The following is a 13,140-nucleotide window of genomic DNA, read 5'->3' on the forward strand; positions in this document are numbered from 1 at the left end:
CCCCCCCCCCCCCCCCCCCCCCCCACGGATCGAGCGGTCAGGCGGTCGTGCTGGAGATCTGTGCCTCGGAGGCGAGCGCCGCCTCGTCGCTCGCACGCTCCGCCTCGACGAGGGGGTTGGTGCCGAAGCTCTTGAGCACGATGACGATCGCGGCAGACACGAAGGTCCCGATGATGACGGCGAGCACGAAGAGGAACGGGTTGCCGATGAGCGGCGTCACCCAGATCCCGCCGTGCGGCGCCCGCAGGGTCGACTCGAAGGCCATGACGAGACCACCGGTCACGGCCGACCCCACGATGGTGGAGGGCAGGACGCGCAACGGGTCGACGGCCGCGAACGGGATCGCCCCCTCGGAGATGAAGGACGCGCCCAGGAGCCAGGCGGCCTTGCCGTTCTCCCGTTCCGCATGGGTGAAGAGGCGCTTGCGGACGACGGTGGCGAGCGCCATCGCGAGCGGTGCGACCATCCCACCAGCCATGACCGCGGCCATGACCCGGTACTGGGTGGCGTCCGCGGCGAGGCCCTCCGTCGCCAGGCCGGTCACGGCGAACGTGTACGCGACCTTGTTGACCGGTCCACCGAGGTCGAAGCCCATCATCGCGCCGAGCAGGACCCCGAGGAGGATGAGGTTGCTCCCCGAGAGGGAGTTGAGCCAGTCCGTGAGGCCGTCCATGAGCGAGGCGATGGGGCGACCGAGCACGACGAACATGAGCAGGCCGGTGATGAAGGTCGACACGAGCGGGATGACCACGACGGGCATGATGCCGCGAGCACCGCGCGGAACCTTCCACCGGCTGATCCACAGGGCGAGGAACCCACCGATGAATCCGGCAGCGAGACCACCGAGGAAGCCTGCACCGACGGTGACGGCGATGGATCCGCCGACGAATCCAGGGACGAGACCCGGGCGGTCGGCGATCGCGTAGGCGATGAAGCCCGCGAGCACCGGGACGAGGAACGCGAACGCCGCCCCGCCGGTGAGGTTGAGCAGCGCGGCCCAGTCCTGTCCGGAGGTGACCGAGAAGCTCGCGAGGAGGTCCGCTGCGGTGACCTTCGTGACCTCGATGGGGCCGTCGGTGTCCCAGGCGAGGTTGGCCACCATGAACGCGAGGGCGATGAGGATCCCACCGGCGGCGACGAACGGGATCATGTACGAGATACCGGTCATGAGCCACTGGCGGATCCGCGTCCCGACGCCCGCGTTGCGGTCGACCTTGGTCGCGAGCCCTCCACCGGCTGCACCGGCCGGCGCTGCGCCGGCCGCCGGAGCGACGACACCGGACTCGACGGCGGCGACGGCCTCGGCGATGACCGCCGGTGCGTCGTGGACCGCCTTCTTCACGCCGACGTCGATCGTCGGCTTCCCGGCGAACCGGGACTTGTCCTTGACCTCGAGGTCGGCAGCGAAGATCACGCCGTCGGCTGCGGCGATGACCGCCGGGTCGAGGGCGTCGGTGCCGGCCGAGCCCTGGGTCTCGACCTGGACGTCGTGACCGGCAGCCTTGCCTGCCTGCTCGAGGGCCTCTGCGGCCATGTACGTGTGCGCGATGCCTGTGGGGCACGAAGTGACGGCGACGAACCTCATGACACGACGACCTCTCGGGTGACGATCTCCGACACCGTCGCGGCGTCGGGAGCCTCGCGGAGCGAGGTACGGAAGGACTCGTGCACCAGGCGGCGCGCGAGAGAAGCGAGGATCTTCAGGTGGGCGCTGTCTCCGCTCGCCGGGGCGGCGATGAGGAAGACGAGGGTGGCCGGGCCGTCGGGGGCGCCGAAGTCGACCCCTGCCGGGACGCGGCCGACCGCGAGCGACGGCGTCGTGACGTGCTCCGAGCGGGCGTGGGGCAGGCCGACCCCGCCGGGCATGCCAGTCGCCATCTGCGCCTCGCGGGCCCGGACGTCGGCGAGGAAGCCCTCGCCGTCGGTCACGCGTCCCTCGGCGACGAGGAGGGCGACGAGCTGACGGGTCACGTCGTCCCGGTCGGTGGCGAGCAGGTCGATGCCGACAAGGCCGGGGGCGATCAGTGGTGTGCTCATGTCACAGCTCCTTCAGTGTGATGAGGCGGGATGGGTCGGTCGTGCAGGTCACGGAGTCGAGGTCGAGGTCGTGGGGGTGCGGCACTGCGCTCCCGGGAAGCCGCACGGCGGCGCGTCCCCAGGCGACGGCGGTCCGGAGCGCCTCGGGCGGGTCGCTGTGCGCCGCGAACGACGCACTGAGGTAGCCCGCGAGCGTCGTGTCGCCGGCGCCCACGGTCGACAGCGGCACGAGCTCCGGGCCACCGGCCCACCACGACGCGTCTGCAGACACGAGGAGCGCGCCGTGCGCGCCGAGCGAGACGAGCACCTGGTCGATACCGCGCGCCATGACCTCGCGGGCCGCGTCGAGGACGTCGCCGACGGTCGTGAGGTCGCGCCCGACGAGCTCGGCGAGCTCGTCGTCGTTGGGCTTGACGAGCGCGAGCCCTCCCTCGGCGACAGCGGCGGTCAGAGGCTTGCCCGAGGTGTCGAGCACGGTGCGAGCGCCGTAGTGGGCGCTGCGCCGCGCCACCTCCGTGTAGAAGCCGTCCTCGGCGCCCGCCGGCAGGCTGCCGGCCCCGACGACGAGTGCCTCCTGGCCGGCTGCACGGGCGGTGCGCAGCTCTTCCTCGAGGGCGGTGAGCAGCTGCTCGAGCGCGTCTGCCGTGAGGGAGGCACCGGGCGCGTTGATCTTCGTCGTGATGCCGGCCGCGTCGACGAGCGTGATGTTGCTGCGGGTGTCTCCGCCGATGGCGACGGGGCGCACCGGGATCGCCAGCGCGCGCAGGTCGTCGACGAGACGCGCGCCGTCCGAACCTCCGGACGGGAACACGGCGACGCTCGGGATGCCGTTCGCGGTGAGGGCCCGGGTGACGTTGATGCCCTTGCCGCCCGCGTCGACATGGGTGGAGTGCGCCCGGTTGACGTGCCCGAGGATGATGGACTCGGCCTCGAACGTGCGGTCGAGGCTCGGGTTGGGCGTGACGGTGATGATCATGCGGTGAGCACCGCCAGCCCGGCGTTCTCGAGCTCGGCGAGGAGCTCGGCATCGATGCCGGAGTCGGTGATGAGGAGGTCGATCTCGTCCAGGCCGGCGACCTTCGCGAAGTCGGAGCGTCCGACCTTCGTGTGGTCGGCCAGGACGACGACGCGCCGCGCAGCCCGGACGAGCGCTCGCTTGACCGCAGCCTCACCGAGGTCCGGGGTCGTGACGCCCCGCTCTGGGGTGATGCCGTTCGTCCCGAGAAAGACCACGTCTGCCTGGATGTCGGACAGTGCGCGTTCGGCCCAGGGGCCGACTGCCGCGAGGGTCCGACCGCGGACCGTGCCGCCGATGAGGTGGAGCACGATGTTGGAGCGTCCGGCGAGGACCGTGGCGATCGGCAGCGAGCTGGTGACGACCTGCAGCTCGCGGTCGCCGGGGAGCAGCTCCGCGAGTCGGACGGTGGTGGTGCCTGCGTCGAGGACGACCGTGCCGCCGTCCGGGACCTCGTTGAGCGCCAGGGTGGCGATCCGCAGCTTCTCGGGCGCGAGCAGCCCTTCCTTGTCGGCGATGCCGGGCTCGATACCGAGCCGCTCGACGGGGATCGCACCGCCGTGCACGCGTCGCAGGAGGCCCTGTCGCTCGAGGACGGACAGGTCGCGGCGGATCGTCTCGGGGGTGACCGCGAGCACGAGCGCGAGCTCGCTGACGTCGGCGCGTCCGGCGGAGCGCGCGAGCGTGAGTATCTCCTGATGTCTTTCGGGTGCGTACATGCCCAACCCCATCGTCGCTTCGAGTCGTCGTCAACTCGGATGTCTGTATGGACTTGTCTACGCCCGTTTGTGTCCGGATGCAAGCCGGGGCCGGACATCCAGCCAAAGAATCGCAGAAAGCAGCGGGTGAAAGTGGGCAAAAGCCCTCTATCGACGCACGCGACCGCGTTGCGCGGACAGGAACGGGCACGGAGACGCCTCAGCGGGCGCGGACGCCTCGGAGCACCCGGAGCGCCACGGTGAGGAGCTGCTGGCCGCGTCCGTCGTCGAGCGAGAACAAGGCGTCGAGCGTCAACCCGGCGCTCGTGCCACGCTGCACAGCCACCGTCTGGGCCTCCGTGAACGCGAGGATCCCGTCTCGGCCGTGACGTCGCCCCAGCCCGGACGCCTTGACGCCGCCCATCGGTGCCTCGACCGAGCCCCAGGCTGCGGCGTACCCGTCGTTGACGTTCACCGTGCCCGCACGCACCTCACCCGCGATCCGTCGCCCGCGCTCGAGGTCCCGCGTCCACACGCTCGCGTTGAGCCCGAAGTCGGTCTCGTTCATGACGGCGAGGGCCTCCGCGTCGTCTGCGACCCGCACCACCGTGACGACCGGACCGAAGGTCTCCTCGAACGAGCAGATCGCGTGCGGAGGCACGCGGTCGAGCACCGTCGGCGCATAGAAGAGCGGGCCGATGTCACCGCGATGGACGCCGCCCGCGAGGATGCGCGCACCACGGGCGATCGCGTCGTCGACGTGCAGCTGGACCCGCTCGAGCTGAGCCGGCGTCGTCAGGCACCCGACGTCCGCCGAGTAGTCCATCGCACCTGACATCCGCAGGGACCGGACGCGCTCGAGGAACGCGTCGAGGAACGCGTCGGCCACGGCCTCGTGGAGGACGAGGCGTTCGACGGACATGCAGAGCTGACCGGTGTTGCCGAAGCATGCCCGGACCGCGCCGGCAGCCGCGACGGGGACGTCGGCGTCGTCCGCCACGTACAGGGGGTTCTTGCCGCCCAGCTCGAGGGTCACGCCGACGAGCCGCTCGCCGGCGCGCGCCGCGATGCGCCGACCGGTCGCGGTGGACCCGGTGAACGCCACGTGGTCGACCTCGTCGACGAGCGCCTCACCCACGTCTCCGCCCCCGACCACCACCTGGAGCACGTCGTCGGGAAGCCCGGCGTCGGTGAGCGCCGAAGCAGCCCAGAGGGCGGTGAGGGACGTCTGCGGGTCAGGCTTGAGCACGACCGCGTTGCCCGCCACGAGTGCCGGGAGGACGTCCGCCAGCGCAAGGGTCAACGGGTAGTTCCACGGGGCGATGACACCCACGACGCCGACCGGTCGGCGATGGACCACGGTCTGAGTGAGCACGGGCAGCATCCCCCGGGCTCTCCGTGGGCGCAGGTAGGCGGACGCGCGGACGCCGTAGTGACGCGTCACCTGGGCGACGTCGCCGATCTCCTCGAACGCGTTCGCACGTGTCTTCCCCGACTCGAGCTGGATGAGGTCGAGCACCTCGGACTGCCTGTCCAGGACGATGTCGTGGAGGCGCAGCAGCACCGCCGCGCGCTCGCGCACGGGCCTGGCCGCCCACCCGCGCTGGGCGTCACGTGCACGGTCCACGGCGCGAGCGACGTCGAGGACCGACGACAGCGGGACGTCGGCGAGCGGCGCGCCGGTGAACGGTGCGACGCTCCGGTGCGTCCCCGTGTCGCGCGAGGACACGACGTGCTCGAGGAGCGGCGCGACGACCTCCGGCTCGACGAGGAAGGTGGCACGGGGGTCGTTCTCCGGGTCGATGAGGCCATCGACGTCCGGGACGCCAGATCCTGAGTCGCTCGACATACGGGCAGAGTACGCCCTGGCTGTGACACCGGGGCCGGGGAGTCGAGCGTGTCCAGGCAGGGAGGCGCTACGGGAGCCGGCGACCCAGCACGACGCACTCGGCGTCCGTGTAGCCGAGCGCCGTGTAGAAGCCCTGGACCCCTGCGTTCGTCTCTCGCACCATGAGCTGCACCTTTCCGGCCCCCTGGGCCGCGAGCCAGGCCTCGGCAGCGACGACGAGACGCCGGCCGATACCTGTACCGCGGACGGACGCGTCGACCGCGAGGTAGTAGAGCCACCCCCGGTGGCCGTCGAAACCGGCCATCACCGAGCCGACGGGGACCGCTCCCTCGTCGGCACCGCTGACACCTGCGGAGCCGCCCGCCTCGTCGGCCCCGCGCTCCGGCTCGACGGCGCGCTCCGAGCCGACCGCCGGCCGCGCGACGAGGATCGTCGCGGTCGGCGTCGATCGCGCGTCGACGATGTCACGGTGCGGGTCGTTCCACGGACGGGTGAGGTCGCAGGAACGCCACAGGGCGACCACCGCCTCGACGTCGCCGTCACTGATCTCGTCGATCTCGAAGCCGTCGTGCGGCCCCGGCGTCATCGAGGCTGGTAGGGCGAGACGACGACCTCGACGCGCTGGAACTCCTTGAGGTCGGAGTACCCGGTCGTGGCCATCGCGCGCTTGAGCGCGCCCACGAGGTTGAGGGTGCCGTCCGCCTGGCGTCCCGGTCCGAAGAGGATCTCCTCGAGCGACCCGGCGGTCCCGACGTGCACACGCTCGCCGCGCGGCAGCTCGCGGTGGTGCGCCTCGGAGCCCCAGTGCCACCCGCTGCCGGGTGCTTCCTCGGCGCGCGCGAGCGCCGCGCCGACCATGACGGCGTCCGCGCCGCACGCGACGGCCTTGACGAGGTCGCCTGCGCGCCCCACCCCGCCGTCCGCGATGACGTGGACGTAGCGGCCGCCCGACTCGTCGAGGTAGTCGCGGCGCGCCGCGGCGACGTCGGCGACCGCGGTCGCCATGGGCGCGTGGATGCCGAGCGAGATGCGCGTCGTGTGGGCGGCGCCACCGCCGAACCCGACGAGCACACCGGCCGCACCGGTCCGCATGAGGTGCAGCGACGCCGTGTACGTCGACGCGCCGCCGACGATGACGGGGACGTCGAGCTCGTAGATGAACCGCTTGAGGTTGAGGGGCTCCGCGTTCCCCGAGACGTGCTCTGCCGAGACGGTCGTGCCGCGGATGACGAAGAGGTCGACGCCGGCGTCGATGACGGTGCGGTAGAACTCCTGCGTCCGCTGGGGCGAGAGTGCGCCCGCGACGGTGACGCCCGCCTGACGGATCTCCTTGAGGCGCTGCGTGATGAGCTCGGGCTGGATAGGTGCGGAGTAGATCTCCTGCATCCGCCGGGTCGCGACGTCGGGTGCGAGCTCGGCGATCTCCGCGAGCAGGCCGGTCGGGTCGTCGTACCGGGTCCAGAGGCCCTCGAGGTCGAGGACGCCGAGACCGCCGTGGTGCCCGAGCGCCACCGCGGTCGTGGGGCTCATGACCGAGTCCATCGGTGCGGCGACGATCGGCAGGTCGAAGTGGTACGCGTCGATCTGCCAGCCGACGGAGACGTCCTCCGGGTCACGGGTACGCCGCGAGGGCACCACCGCGATGTCGTCGAAGGAATAGGCACGCCGTCCGCGCTTGCCCCGGCCGATCTCGATCTCGTTGCTCACCGGCCCAGGCTACCGTCCCCGCACGCCGCCCGTGCCATCCGACCACGCCACACCGGCCGCGCGGCCGGATGTCGGTGGTCGCTGGGATGCTCGGCACAGTGGTCGTCCGACGACGGCAGGACGACAGCAGACGGCAGCCGGGAGCGGCTGGCAACGAGGTCAGGAGCGCACGAGATGACATGGACCGCAGGTCCCCTCCTCGGTTTCGACACCGAGACGACGGGTATCGACGTGAGGCACGACCGGATCGTGTCGGCGGCGCTGGTGCGCCGCGACGCGGGCACCACGGAGGTCCGCACGTGGCTCATCGACCCCGGGGTCCCGATCCCCGAGGAGGCCGCCGCGATCCACGGCATCACCACCGAGCACGCCCGTGCGTCCGGCCAGGCGCCCGCCGAGGCGCTCGAGGCGATCGCCACGGAGCTCGCACGAGCCCTGGTCGACGGCGTCCCCGTCGTCGCCTTCAACGCCACGTTCGACCTGTGCATCCTCGACGCGGAGCTCGCGCGCCACGGCCTGCCCCTGCTCACCGAGCGCATCGGTCGCGAGGTCAGCCCCGTGATCGATCCTCTGGTGCTCGACCGCGCGGTCGACCGCTACCGTCGCGGCAAGCGCAAGCTCGTGGACCTCTGCGGCGTGTACGCCGTCGCCGACGAGGGGAACCTCCACTCCGCGGACGTCGACGTCGTCGCGACGCTCGACGTCCTCGCGGCCATGACCCTGAAGCACCCTGACCTCGCCGAGCTCGAGCTCACGGCTCTCCACGCCTACCAGGCTGCTGAGCACCGCAAATGGGCCGAGAACTTCAACGAGTGGCGCGAGACGCAGGGGATGACGGGCCCGGGCGCCGGGCTCAGCTGGCTGAGCGACCACCAGCAGACGTCGCGGGAGGTTCCCAGGCGGCCAGCTCTCGCCGACTGACGAACTCCCGCCGCACCCCGGTCACCGGGTCGTCGAACTCGAGGGAGCGGGCGAGGAGCTGCACGGGGGCTGCGTAGTCGTCGGGAGCGACGTCGTAGAGGTCGGGATAGAAGTTGTCGTTGAGGATCGGGCTGCCGATCGACGCCATGTGGAGCCGCAGCTGGTGGATCTTCCCCGTCCGCGGGTGCAGCCGGAACCGGCGGAGCATCCCGTGACGCTCGTCGGCCCGGGAGTCGACGAGTTCGATCCGGGTCTCGGTGTTGGGCTCCCCCGGCACCACCTCGGCCCTCAGGACACCACGGTGCTTCACCACGCGGTCCGTGACGACGTGCGGGAGATCGACGACCGGCGTGCCCGCCGAGACGGCCTCGTAGGTCTTGCGCACCCGTCGCTGCGCGAAGAGCTCCTGGTACCGGCCACGGACCTCACGGCGCTTCGTGAGCACGAGCACGCCGGCCGTCACCCGGTCGAGCCGGTGTGCCGGGCTGATCTCGGAGAGCCCGGTCACACGGCGCAACCGGACGACGACAGACTCGACGACGTACGCCCCCCGCGGCATGCTCGCGAGGAAGTGCGGCTTGTCGACGACGAGGAGGTCCTCGTCCTCGTGCAGCACATCGATCTCGAACGGGACCCGCGACTCTACCGGCGGGTCCCGGTAGAGGTAGACGGCCCCGCCGGGGACGAACGGCGTGGACTCGTCAAGAGGGCGCCCGCGGTCGTCGACCACCTCGCGCCCCGCGACCTTCTCCCGGAGCCTCGCCTCGTCCTGCGGGAACCGCGCGACGAGGTAGTCGAGGACCGTCGGCCATCCCGCTCCGCTCTCGGCGCCGGGGGCGTAGGTCGGTCCCGACGTGACTCCCGGCAGCGGCAGCTGCAACCGCACGGGGTTGAGGCCGTCACGCACAGGCAGCGGCGGGGTCCGCCTCGCGCGGCCCCCCGGCCCCTGGCTCAGCGGCCCGTGTAGTTCGGCGCCTCGACGGTCATCTGGATGTCGTGCGGGTGCGACTCCTTGAGACCGGCAGGCGTGATCCGGACGAACTTCCCGCGCTCCTGAAGCTGTGGGATCGTGTGCGCACCGACGTAGAACATCGACTGGTGCAGACCGCCGATGAGCTGGTGCGCGACCGCGCCGAGCGGGCCGCGGTACGGCACCTGGCCCTCGATGCCCTCGGGGACGATCTTGTCGTCGCTCGACACGTCCGCCTGGAAGTAGCGGTCCTTGGAGTAGGACGCCTTCTTGCCCCGGGACGCCATCGCTCCGATGGAGCCCATGCCGCGGTAGAGCTTGAACTGCTTTCCGTTGACGAAGACGAGGTCGCCGGGGCTCTCGTCGCAACCGGCCAGGAGGGAGCCGAGCATGACGGTGTCCGCACCGGCGACGAGCGCCTTCGCGATGTCGCCCGAGTACTGCAGCCCGCCGTCTCCGATGACCGGGACGCCGGCAGGCTTGCAGGCGAGCGACGCCTCGTAGATCGCGGTGACCTGCGGGACGCCGACACCGGCGACGACGCGGGTGGTGCAGATCGAGCCGGGGCCGACCCCGACCTTGACGGCGTCGGCGCCCGCATCGACGAGCGCCTGCGCACCGGCGCGGGTCGCGATGTTCCCGCCGATGATCTGCACGCCGTCGAAGAACCTGTCGGCCTTGAGGGTGCGGATCATGTCGAGCATGAGCCGCGCGTGGCCGTTGGCGGTGTCTGCGACGAGAACGTCGACACCCGCTTCGGCGAGCGCCCGCGCGCGCTCGAGAGCGTCACCGAAGAAGCCGATCGCTGCCCCGACACGCAACCGACCCTCGCCGTCCTTCGTCGCGTCGGGGTACTGCTCTGTCTTGACGAAGTCCTTGACGGTGATGAGCCCGCACAGGCGACCGTCCTCGTCGACGAGGGGCAGCTTCTCGATCTTGTTCTTGCCGAGCAGCGCAGCGGCGTCCTCGCGGGAGATTCCGACCGGCCCGGTGACGAGGGGCATCGGCGTCATCTCGTCACGGACGCGACGCACGGCGAAGTCGGACGGGGCGACGAACCGGAGGTCGCGGTTGGTGATGATCCCGAGGAGGATGCCCTGCGCGTCGACCACCGGGAGGCCCGACACCCGGTACTGCCCGCAGAGTGCGTCGAGCTCGGCGAGCGTGGCGTCCGGGCCGACCGTCACGGGGTCGGTGATCATGCCCGACTCGGACCGCTTGACGAGGTCGACCTGCTGCGCCTGCGCCTCGATGGAGAGGTTGCGGTGGAGGATGCCGATGCCGCCGTGGCGGGCCATGGCGATCGCCATGCGCGCCTCGGTCACGGTGTCCATGGCAGCCGAGAGGAGGGGGACGGCGACGCTGATCTCACGGGTGAGGCGCGCCGTGGTGTCGACCTCGCTCGGGATGACGTCCGTCTCGTTGGGCAGGAGCAGGACGTCGTCGTAGGTGAGGCCGGTGAATCCGAAGGGGTCGTGGGACTGCGCGCTGCTCGACTCTCTCATGTGGGAAGTCTACGCATCGCCCAGAGCGGTCTGCGGGCGACCGCCGACTACCTCGCGATCGCGAGGACCTCGTGCAGGAGGCCGTGGAAGCTGCGCACCCGGCTGACGTTGGCCGCGAGCGGGAGGTCTGCCGCAGCATCGTCGCTACTGAGGCCCACGAAGATCGGGAGGTCGGGCTGGGCGTCGTGCAGCGCGTGGACGATGCCGAGCTCCGGCCGTGTGAGCGACGTCACGAGGACGGTGGCGACCGGGCGCACCATGGTGACGAGCTCCATCGCCCGGTGCGCGTTCGCGGGGCCGGTGACGACACGTGCGGTCACCCCTTGCGCCACGAGGGCGGCGCCGAGAGCGTGCATCGCCAGGGGCTGGGGGTCGTCCACCGCGGAGAAGAGCAGGACGATCTTGCGCATCCGGCTGGGGTGCGACGCGCTCCCGCCCGACTCGGCGGCGGCGCGCTCCTCCCGCTCGCGGATGAAGGTGCCGAGCACGGTGAGGGTCGCGCTGGCGAGGAGGACCTCGGGTGCCTCTCCGGGCTTGGCGAGGACGGTGCGCGCCGAGAGTCGCCGCACTGTCGGCTCGACGAGCGTGGTCCACCACTCTGCGGGATCCTGGTCCGCCTCGAGGGCGAGCAGGCGCACGCACGTGGAGAGGTTCCCTCGGAGGACGGCGTCGACGATGTCGGAGGACGTGATCTCCGGTGTCGCGACCGGGGCCGCGAGCCTCAGGGCAGGACGATCGGAGCGGGCCGTCACGTCGGATCGCGTCGGGTGCAGCGGGGCGACGGTGCCGACCGCGGCGACGGTGCCGGCGGACGTCGGTCCCCTGGCCGCCGTGTCGTCATGGTCCGGCGTGTCGTGCCCGCCGTGTCCGGAGGCTTCGGAGTCGGCCTGTGCGATCGACTCGCGGAGCTCCGCCTCGACGCGCTCGCGCGTCGTCGAGCTGAGGTCGAGCGCGAGCGCGGAGCGCGCAGCGTCCACGGGGGCGACGCCGTCGAGGGCTAGTCGCCGCATGACCATGAGGCGCGCGACGTCGTCGTCGGAGTACCTGCGGTGGGCGCCGGCCGAATGACCGGACGGCCCGAGGCCGTACCGCCGGTCCCACGTGCGCAGGGTGGCTGGCGCTACACCGAGACGGCGCGCCACTGCGGCGACGGCCAGCCCGGGAGACGTCGACCCTGACTCCGCGCCGTGGGGCGGATCGTCGAGCGGTCGCACATTCGTCATGGGTCGATTGTGCCGACCCTGGAGAGCGAGTGCCACCTGAGCCCGGGGCCTCGACCGACCGCCGGTTGTTCGTCAGTTGTTCAGCGTGGCGAGGCGGTTGAACCCTTGAACAACAGGGCGCGACTGGCGCCGACGCGCCGACCGGCCCGGATATTGAGCCTTTGACGACCGGGGGTCGGTGAATCGTTTTGAGAACTTCGCCAACCAGGGGACTTGAACAACTCTTGCAACGGTTGTACGTTGGGCGCAGCACAGGACGCACCGCACAGAAACAGCACCCGGTGAACTTCTCGACCGATCGAAGGATGGAACGATGACTGAACTCTCGAGGCTCCCCGGACCCGTCATGGACCTCTGGGAATGGCAGTACCAGGGCGCGTGCCGCGAGGTCGACGACACGCTCTTCTTCCACCCCGAGGGCGAGCGTGGCGCCGCACGCCGTCGCCGCGCCGAGGCCGCGAAGGCCATCTGCCACGGCTGCCCCGTCATGATGGAGTGCCGCGAGCAGTCCCTGGCCGTCCGCGAGCCGTACGGCGTCTGGGGCGGGCTCAGCGAGGACGAGCGTTCTGCGATCCTCGCCGGCACCGCACGCAGCACCCTCCGCAAGGTCGTCTGACCCACCTCCTCACCGGGAGCGCCCTCTACCGGGCGGCCACCACGAGCACGAGAGAGGCCCCGCAACCGGAAGGTTGCGGGGCCTCTCTCGTCGTGCAGCTGATCGGGAAGATCAGGCGATGACCGCGAGCACGTCGCGAGCCGAGAGGATGAGGAACTCCTCACCGTCGTACTTCACCTCGGTGCCGCCGTACTTGCTGTAGATGACCTTGTCACCGACAGCGACGTCGAGCGGGACGCGGTTGCCGTTGTCGTCGATGCGACCGGGGCCGACAGCCAGGACCTCGCCCTCCTGGGGCTTCTCCTTGGCGGTGTCAGGGATGACAAGACCGGAGGGCGTCGTGAGCTCGACTTCGAGAGCCTTGACGACGATCCGATCCTCGAGCGGCTTGATGGAGACCGACACGCGGAATCCCCTTTCGCAGAGTGATGAGGACGGTTCAGGTGGGCCGCTCCTCGCTCGATCGCCGTCGCGGGGGTCGATCAGGTGTGGTGCGGAACCACGGCCAAATCTATGCCGCTGTTAGCACTCGGTCAAGGCGAGTGCCAATTCCGTGCCGCGGTTCCGCTCACGGCCGAGAGCCCGCAGCCCGCCAGGAC

Annotated in this window: 13 protein-coding genes; 2 read left to right on the top strand and 11 right to left on the bottom strand. The window is 71.0% G+C overall.

Annotation, left to right across the window (positions count from 1 at the left end):
• Positions 1-37 precede the first annotated feature (37 nt).
• The 7 genes from ABKW26_RS07220 to ABKW26_RS07250 all read right to left on the bottom strand — a co-directional run bounded on the left by ABKW26_RS07220 (position 38) and on the right by ABKW26_RS07250 (position 7,306).
• Complete coding sequence (locus ABKW26_RS07220; protein WP_348592223.1) at positions 38-1,585, bottom strand: fructose-specific PTS transporter subunit EIIC; 1,548 nt, start codon at positions 1,583-1,585, stop codon at positions 38-40.
• The gene (locus ABKW26_RS07225; RefSeq protein WP_348592225.1) at positions 1,582-2,037 is read right to left on the bottom strand and encodes a PTS sugar transporter subunit IIA; all 456 of its coding nucleotides are present in this window, start codon (positions 2,035-2,037) and stop codon (positions 1,582-1,584) included. Before ABKW26_RS07225 ends, ABKW26_RS07220 begins: the two co-directional genes overlap by 4 nt.
• A 1-nt stretch (position 2,038) precedes the next feature.
• On the bottom strand, positions 2,039-3,013 hold the full coding sequence (gene pfkB / locus ABKW26_RS07230; protein WP_348592227.1) for a 1-phosphofructokinase: 975 nt from the start codon (positions 3,011-3,013) through the stop codon (positions 2,039-2,041).
• Positions 3,010-3,771, bottom strand: a complete 762-nt coding sequence (locus ABKW26_RS07235) for a DeoR/GlpR family DNA-binding transcription regulator (protein WP_348592229.1) — start codon at positions 3,769-3,771, stop codon at positions 3,010-3,012. The genes pfkB and ABKW26_RS07235 overlap by 4 nt, the downstream gene beginning before the upstream one ends.
• A 199-nt stretch (positions 3,772-3,970) precedes the next feature.
• The gene (locus ABKW26_RS07240; RefSeq protein ID WP_348592231.1) at positions 3,971-5,599 is read right to left on the bottom strand and encodes a succinic semialdehyde dehydrogenase; all 1,629 of its coding nucleotides are present in this window, start codon (positions 5,597-5,599) and stop codon (positions 3,971-3,973) included.
• 67 nt (positions 5,600-5,666) lie between these two features.
• Complete coding sequence (locus ABKW26_RS07245) at positions 5,667-6,185, bottom strand: GNAT family N-acetyltransferase (protein ID WP_348592233.1); 519 nt, start codon at positions 6,183-6,185, stop codon at positions 5,667-5,669.
• Positions 6,182-7,306 carry a GuaB3 family IMP dehydrogenase-related protein gene (locus tag ABKW26_RS07250; protein WP_348592235.1) on the bottom strand — a complete coding sequence of 375 codons (1,125 nt, stop codon included), beginning with the start codon at positions 7,304-7,306 and terminating at the stop codon, positions 6,182-6,184. Before ABKW26_RS07250 ends, ABKW26_RS07245 begins: the two co-directional genes overlap by 4 nt.
• Positions 7,307-7,480: 174 nt before the next feature.
• Here ABKW26_RS07250 and ABKW26_RS07255 point away from each other — a divergent pair, with 174 nt between their 5' ends.
• Positions 7,481-8,227, top strand: a complete 747-nt coding sequence (locus tag ABKW26_RS07255; RefSeq protein WP_348592237.1) for an exonuclease domain-containing protein — start codon at positions 7,481-7,483, stop codon at positions 8,225-8,227.
• Here the strand turns inward: ABKW26_RS07255 and ABKW26_RS07260 are convergent.
• The 3 genes from ABKW26_RS07260 to ABKW26_RS07270 are packed head-to-tail and all read right to left on the bottom strand — an operon-like array spanning position 8,160 to position 11,925.
• Positions 8,160-9,134: a pseudouridine synthase gene (locus ABKW26_RS07260; RefSeq protein WP_348592238.1), complete on the bottom strand. Its 975-nt coding sequence runs from the start codon at positions 9,132-9,134 to the stop codon at positions 8,160-8,162. The two genes, ABKW26_RS07255 and ABKW26_RS07260, sit on opposite strands and share 68 nt — an antisense overlap.
• Before the next feature lie 44 nt (positions 9,135-9,178).
• Positions 9,179-10,702 (bottom strand): IMP dehydrogenase, encoded by a 1,524-nt coding sequence (gene guaB / locus ABKW26_RS07265; RefSeq protein ID WP_348592240.1) that lies wholly within the window; start codon positions 10,700-10,702, stop codon positions 9,179-9,181.
• 47 nt (positions 10,703-10,749) lie between these two features.
• Positions 10,750-11,925, bottom strand: a complete 1,176-nt coding sequence (locus ABKW26_RS07270) for a MerR family transcriptional regulator (protein WP_348592242.1) — start codon at positions 11,923-11,925, stop codon at positions 10,750-10,752.
• 313 nt (positions 11,926-12,238) lie between these two features.
• Here ABKW26_RS07270 and ABKW26_RS07275 point away from each other — a divergent pair, with 313 nt between their 5' ends.
• On the top strand, positions 12,239-12,541 hold the full coding sequence (locus ABKW26_RS07275; protein ID WP_348592244.1) for a WhiB family transcriptional regulator: 303 nt from the start codon (positions 12,239-12,241) through the stop codon (positions 12,539-12,541).
• Positions 12,542-12,652: 111 nt separating this feature from the next.
• Here ABKW26_RS07275 and groES read toward each other — a convergent pair whose 3' ends face one another.
• Complete coding sequence (gene groES, locus ABKW26_RS07280; protein WP_348592245.1) at positions 12,653-12,946, bottom strand: co-chaperone GroES; 294 nt, start codon at positions 12,944-12,946, stop codon at positions 12,653-12,655.
• Positions 12,947-13,140 lie beyond the last annotated feature (194 nt).

Origin of the sequence: Sanguibacter sp. 25GB23B1 (assembly GCF_040012415.1) — a bacterium.
Lineage (GTDB): Bacteria > Actinomycetota > Actinomycetes > Actinomycetales > Cellulomonadaceae > Sanguibacter.

What these genes read in the sequence shown, in the direction of transcription:
- ABKW26_RS07220 (WP_348592223.1), bottom strand. Translation starts at nt 1,585, where the DNA reads ATGAGGTTCGTCGCCGTCACTTCGTGCCCCACAGGCATCGCGCACACG.
- ABKW26_RS07225 (WP_348592225.1), bottom strand. Translation starts at nt 2,037, where the DNA reads ATGAGCACACCACTGATCGCCCCCGGCCTTGTCGGCATCGACCTGCTC.
- pfkB (WP_348592227.1), bottom strand. Translation starts at nt 3,013, where the DNA reads ATGATCATCACCGTCACGCCCAACCCGAGCCTCGACCGCACGTTCGAG.
- ABKW26_RS07235 (WP_348592229.1), bottom strand. Translation starts at nt 3,771, where the DNA reads ATGTACGCACCCGAAAGACATCAGGAGATACTCACGCTCGCGCGCTCC.
- ABKW26_RS07240 (WP_348592231.1), bottom strand. Translation starts at nt 5,599, where the DNA reads ATGTCGAGCGACTCAGGATCTGGCGTCCCGGACGTCGATGGCCTCATC.
- ABKW26_RS07245 (WP_348592233.1), bottom strand. Translation starts at nt 6,185, where the DNA reads ATGACGCCGGGGCCGCACGACGGCTTCGAGATCGACGAGATCAGTGAC.
- ABKW26_RS07255 (WP_348592237.1), top strand. Translation starts at nt 7,481, where the DNA reads ATGACATGGACCGCAGGTCCCCTCCTCGGTTTCGACACCGAGACGACG.
- guaB (WP_348592240.1), bottom strand. Translation starts at nt 10,702, where the DNA reads ATGAGAGAGTCGAGCAGCGCGCAGTCCCACGACCCCTTCGGATTCACC.
- ABKW26_RS07270 (WP_348592242.1), bottom strand. Translation starts at nt 11,925, where the DNA reads ATGACGAATGTGCGACCGCTCGACGATCCGCCCCACGGCGCGGAGTCA.
- ABKW26_RS07275 (WP_348592244.1), top strand. Translation starts at nt 12,239, where the DNA reads ATGACTGAACTCTCGAGGCTCCCCGGACCCGTCATGGACCTCTGGGAA.